Below are 5,578 nucleotides of genomic sequence, written 5' to 3'. Positions count from 1 at the left end.
CACAAGAGTTTTATTTAATTTGATTATGTAATTTAGATGTTTTTTAGCTTACTACGCGGAGCGTCTGCGATAGGAGAAGTATGGGGAATTGTCAAACGGTAGCGAGTCCGCGATAGCGTTAGCGTTAGCGAAGCGGTAGCGAGTCCTCGAGCGTCGGTACGAGCGTCAGCGGTAGCGACACAGGAGCGTCGCGTCATTACGAATTACGTTAGCGTAGCGTTAGCGAGTCCTCGAGCGTCATTACGAATTACGAATTACGAATTATTCTCCACTCCCTACTCCCCTTTTAATGAGTGGTACAACTATAGGCTGCAATTTTTCGCCTTGTAGTTGGTTCTGTGCTAGCTGGCGGGCTTCTATTGCTTGTTGATAATTCGGCTTGTATTTTATCGCTTGATCGTAAGATGCGATCGCTTCTTGATAACGTTTTAAATTTAATAATGCATTGCCTTTGCTATACCAGCTTTCGTAATGATCTGGCTTGAAACGAACTGCTTTATTATATGATGCGATCGCTTCTGCGTATTTATTTAAATTGTATTGGGAATTCCCTATATTATACCATAATTGGTAGTCATTTCGTTTCAGTGCAGTTGCCTTATTATATGATTCTATTGCCTCTGCATAGCGTTGTGTTTGATGTAGCGACCAACCCAGATTATACCAAGCTTGATAATTACTTGGATTATATTTAATTACTTGGTTAAAAGAGTTTATTGCTTCTGGATAACGTTGTAAGTTAATGAGTATATTCCCTCTAGATAGCCAAGCTTGGTAATAATCTGATTTATATTGCACGGCTTTATCATAAGCTGTAAATGCATCTTGATAACGACGTAAGTTAACTAATGAATTTCCCCAGTTATACCAGGCTTGCTCATAATCTGGTTTTAGTTCAACGACTTTTTCGTATGCAGTGATCGCGTCTTCGTATCGTTTTAAATTTTGTAGTGCTAATCCTTTCTTATACCAAGCTTCATAATCGTTTGACTGTAATTCAATTGCCTGTTCATAAGCTTTAATTGCGTTATCATACTCATTTAAACTAATTAAAGCATCGCCTTTGGCGTTCCAGACTTTTGAATCGTCATCTTTTAGTTGTATTGCTCTGTCAAAGGATGCGATCGCTTCTTGATAGCGCCGTAAATTTATCAGCGCAAAACCTCGTCCACTCCAAGCTTCTAAATAATCTGGCTGAATTTGAATTGCTCTATCATATGAAGCTAGAGCTTGTTTATATTCTTTTAATGCAAACAATGTTTTACCTTGACCATTCCATCCTTGAGCATATTCTGGTCTAATATTAACCGCTTTTTCATACACTATTAAAGCATCTTGATAACGTTGCAAATCAAACAGTGTATTTCCTTGTTTATATAATTCTGTAGCATTATTAGAATTAACTTGATGATAAATCAATACTGCTCCTATTGTGCCGACGCTAGCTAAAAATATTGTGAGTAAAATTTTTCCTAATTTACCTTTTTTAGCTTTGGGAAGTTGAGGGTTGATGAAATTATTTGGTGCAGCAACAGGAGTTAATGCGATCGTCTCTGGTTCTGGCTGGGTTAACTCTTTGAGTGCTTGTAATGCTACAGTTGCAGAAGAATAGCGTTGTCGAAAATCATAGCACACCATTTTATCTAAAAATTGAGCAAATTCTGGTGTCGCTGATGTTCGATTTTGCCAAAAAATTTCATTAGTATCAGCATCTTTTTCTAGCTGATCGGTAAATAAACCAGTCAGCGCTTGAATAGCAATTACCCCCGCAGCATAAATATCACTACTGAATTTTGGTGTACCATGAGCCTGTTCGCTGGGGATATATCCTGGAGTGCCTATAGCGATGGTAGATTTAGTAGGAGTTTGTGAGTTAATTACCTGGGTAGTGATTAGTTTAACTGCACCAAAATCAATTAAAACTAACTTGCCATCTAACTGGCGTCTTAAAATATTTCGAGGATTGACATCCCGATGAATAACATTTTGTTGATGAACAAATGCTAAGATTGTCAAAATTTCTTCTAAAAATACAATAACTTGGTCTTGACTCCAGGTTTTATCTGGTGTTAATTCTTGACTTAAATCATGACCTTCGATAAATTCTTGGACGAGATAAAATTCGGCGTTTTCTTCAAAGTAAGCTAATAATTGGGGAATGCGATCGTAGGTACCCAATTTATACAAAACTTTTGCTTCCGTATCAAATAAACGTCTAGCTGTCTCTAAAGTTTTTGGATCGCTTGCTTGAGGCTTGAGTCGCTTAACGACACACTGAGGTGAGTCAGGTAAGTGGGTATCACAAGCAACAAAAGTTTCACCAAAACCCCCTCCTCCCAAGTGACTAATAATTTGGTATCTTCCAACAAGTGTGTTTTTCAGCATCTTGTTTGCTAATTGAATACAATGCGATCTGATTCCAATCTTGCCACATTGTTTTGTGGAGAGTGGGGGGATGAGGGAGACGCGGTGAGACAGCGAGTAAAGGAGGGTTTCCCTCCGCAGGCGACTGCGAACCCGTTCGCTGAAAGCGTTCCCGTTCGCGCAGCGTCTCCGATAGGAGAAGGGTAGGGGGACGCGGAGAATGACAAATGACAATTCCCAATTCCCCATTCTCCATTCCTCATGTCCCTAATCCCCACTGGGCTTCGCCCCGCTTCGCCCCGCTTCGCCCCGCTTCGCTAATGTGGGGGCCCCGAGTTACCCATTCCCAATAATAAATGACAAATGACAAATGATTCCTATTAGCGATAACGTTTATATTTATAATCGAAGTAAGCCAATTATAAATTACTGGCTGATTGGCATTAATCTTGCCATGTTTTTATGGGAACTATGGTTAGAACTGAGTGGTAAGTTAGGCTACTTTGTCAATAGCTGGGGCGTAGTTCCTGCCCACATTAGTCAAGCAATTACAGATGCACTCTTCTCGAATCCTGCTGCTTGGGTGGTTGTGATTTGGCGCTCATTTTCTCTGATTTTCGGAATGTTTCTACATGGCAGTTTTGCTCAAATATTAGGGAATCTGCTATTTTTGTGGGTTTTTGGCAATACTTTAGAAAGTATTTTAGGACATGGGCGTTATCTAAGATTTTACTTAGTGGCTGGTATTTTAACAGCAGCAATGCAAATTTTAGTGGAACCAAATTTAACAGTACCGTTAATTGGAGCAAATGGAGCGATCGCAGCTGTTTTGGGGGCATATATAATTAAGTTTCCTAAAGTGAAAATTAATACAATTATGCCCTTAATAATTGTATACATCCCCATCGAACTACCAGCTTATTTCTATGCATTTTGGTGGTTTATCCAACAGATATTTTATGATATTGGTAGTTTAAAGATTCCACCTAATGGTGTAAATCAAGGTAGCAGCTTTTACTGGTTACAAATTATAGGATTATTTATAGGTGCGGCTTTTATGCAAATTAAGCGATGATTATTTGTGAAGTTAACTACTAACATAAAAAAAGATACTTCTATTTAGTTATTGAAGAAGGGAACAGGGAACAGTTTTTTCTATTTCCTTTTCCCTCTCCGAAGTAAGAGACCCCCATGAATATCAGTGATATGTTTCATAGGGGGTATAAATCCGCCTTTTTGTTACCCCCTATTCCCTGTTGCCTGTTCCCTCTTTAAGGATGCCAAATATGGATCGAAATCAAGAACTAGGTGCAACTTTTAATGTCGATTTACCGCTTTTGGTCGAAAGTGAACAGACTAGTTGTGAGGAAAATGAACTTTTGAATCTGACTATAGACTCTTCGCTGCTCTCGAACATGCAAATTCTGGTAGTCGATGATGAGCCAGATATCCGCGATTTAATTAGCTTTATTTTGCAAGATTATGGTGTTGAAGTAACCACCGTAGGTTCAGCACAGGAGGCGCTAAAATCACTTTCTGAGTCATTACCAGATGTTTTAATCAGTGATATAGCAATGCCTGAGATAGATGGTTATATGCTGATACGTAAACTGCGACAAAGATCGCCACAGCAAGGAGGACAACTACCTGCGATCGCACTTACAGCTTATGCAGGTGAAACCAATCAGCAGCAAGCACTCGCAGCAGGCTTTCAACTACATGTCCCCAAGCCAGTAGAACCAGAGGCATTGGTAGAAGCAATTATCGGTTTGATGTATCCGAAGGAAGTAGAGAGTGGAGAGTGGGGGACGCGGGGACGCGGAGAATAACCGCTTACTCTTTTGTGGATTAAGACAGCGATCGCATCTGTATTTTTCTACGAGTTTTTCTTATCTTTATTCACGTTCTAAAAGTTAAACTTTCTCCGCGTCCCTACGTCAGTTCTAAGGATAAGTCTTCAAGCAAACACGATACGATTGTCACTTGCGGCTTTTGCCAGCAGTTCGCAAACCTCTTGATCTGTGGTTTGGGGAAAGTTCTCATACCATAAACCGACGCTACAGAAAGGACTAGGATTTGCAACACAGACGAGAGCATCTACTTGAGCTTGCAACTTTTGACAAGTTTCGCGTGCTGCAACTGGTACAGCAACCACAATCTGAGCAGGTTGTTGTTTTCGGACAGCGGCGATTGCAGCCCACATAGTTGCACCCGTAGCTAAACCATCATCCACTAATATAACTGTGCGTCCTCGTAAATCTGGAAAAGAGCGATCGCCCCGATAAAGTCGTTCCCGCCTCTCTAGTTCATGTTGTTCTTGCAATAAAACTTTGGCAATTACCTCGTTGAAGAGATTAACTTGGCGCACGATATGCTCATTTAATATTTGCACACCACCAGAAGCGATCGCACCCATTGCTAATTCTTCTTGACCAGGCACACCTAATTTACGTACTATCAAAACATCCAAAGGTGCATTTAATGCCTTAGCAACTTCAAAGGCAACAGGAACACCACCCCTCGGTAGCCCCAACACCAGGATGTCTGAGCAGTTAGCATAAGCTGCTAACTTTTTCCCTAAAATTTGACCTGCCACACTTCGGTCTTGGAATTGCATGGTGTAATGCTCCTATTGCCTTTTGTAAATCAGCTTAAACACATCTAAATTGCATAATTTCTTACTTATAAAGCCATCTTTTGTAAATACAAATGACCAATGATGGTTTTAACCAGAGAATGTGTAACCCAAACGCACATTAGCTCAGTGTTGTGTTTTAATATCCCAAATTAATCTTAAAAAACCAAAAATATATCGCCCTCTGGCTAATGGGGCGACATCGCAAGTTAACGAATCTACCTAAAGTAAGAGCCAAATTTTACTTGGAAAATATTTACAGCAGGGGGTAGCTAACAAGTGTAGGTTTTTTAATACTTTGCGTTTTGAGCGACGCGGGGACGCGGGGATGCGGGGACAGGGGGACGCACAGAAAGATTTTGGAACGAAAAAATAGGCTTTTTCGCATTGAATGTAAAATACCTACACCTGTGAGGCAGGGGGTAGGGGGCAGGGTAGGACTTACACAGTGATATGAAAAATCAAGGGTTTGGGGAAGGTTTAGGGGTATGGGGTGTAGGGTTATAGGGGTGTAGATGTTCAAAACCCCAGTCCCCAGTCCCCAGTCCCCAGTCCCCAGTCCCCAGTCCCCAGTCCCCA

Annotated in this window: 4 protein-coding genes; 2 read left to right on the top strand and 2 right to left on the bottom strand. The window is 40.7% G+C overall.

The window, feature by feature from the left end; all coding sequences use genetic code 11:
* Positions 1-261: 261 nt before the first annotated feature.
* Entirely contained in the window at positions 262-2,385 is a 2,124-nt protein-coding gene (locus tag AC5JMF_RS28515; RefSeq protein ID WP_495799079.1) for a tetratricopeptide repeat protein, read from the bottom strand.
* Positions 2,386-2,734: 349 nt separating this feature from the next.
* On the opposite strand from AC5JMF_RS28515, the gene AC5JMF_RS28510 reads away from it, so the two are divergent.
* Both AC5JMF_RS28510 and AC5JMF_RS28505 read left to right on the top strand, forming a co-directional pair.
* On the top strand, positions 2,735-3,439 hold the full coding sequence (locus tag AC5JMF_RS28510) for a rhomboid family intramembrane serine protease (protein WP_495799078.1): 705 nt from the start codon (positions 2,735-2,737) through the stop codon (positions 3,437-3,439).
* A gap of 211 nt (positions 3,440-3,650) precedes the next feature.
* Positions 3,651-4,193: a response regulator gene (locus tag AC5JMF_RS28505; protein ID WP_495799077.1), complete on the top strand. Its 543-nt coding sequence runs from the start codon at positions 3,651-3,653 to the stop codon at positions 4,191-4,193.
* Positions 4,194-4,321: 128 nt separating this feature from the next.
* On the opposite strand, the gene AC5JMF_RS28500 is transcribed toward AC5JMF_RS28505, so the two are convergent.
* Complete coding sequence (locus tag AC5JMF_RS28500; protein ID WP_495799076.1) at positions 4,322-4,981, bottom strand: phosphoribosyltransferase; 660 nt, start codon at positions 4,979-4,981, stop codon at positions 4,322-4,324.
* Positions 4,982-5,578: the final 597 nt, after the last annotated feature.

This window comes from Desmonostoc vinosum (assembly GCF_059505385.1).
The sequence above is the reverse complement of the archived record's forward strand: the minus strand, read 5'-3'. Positions and strand labels throughout refer to the sequence as shown.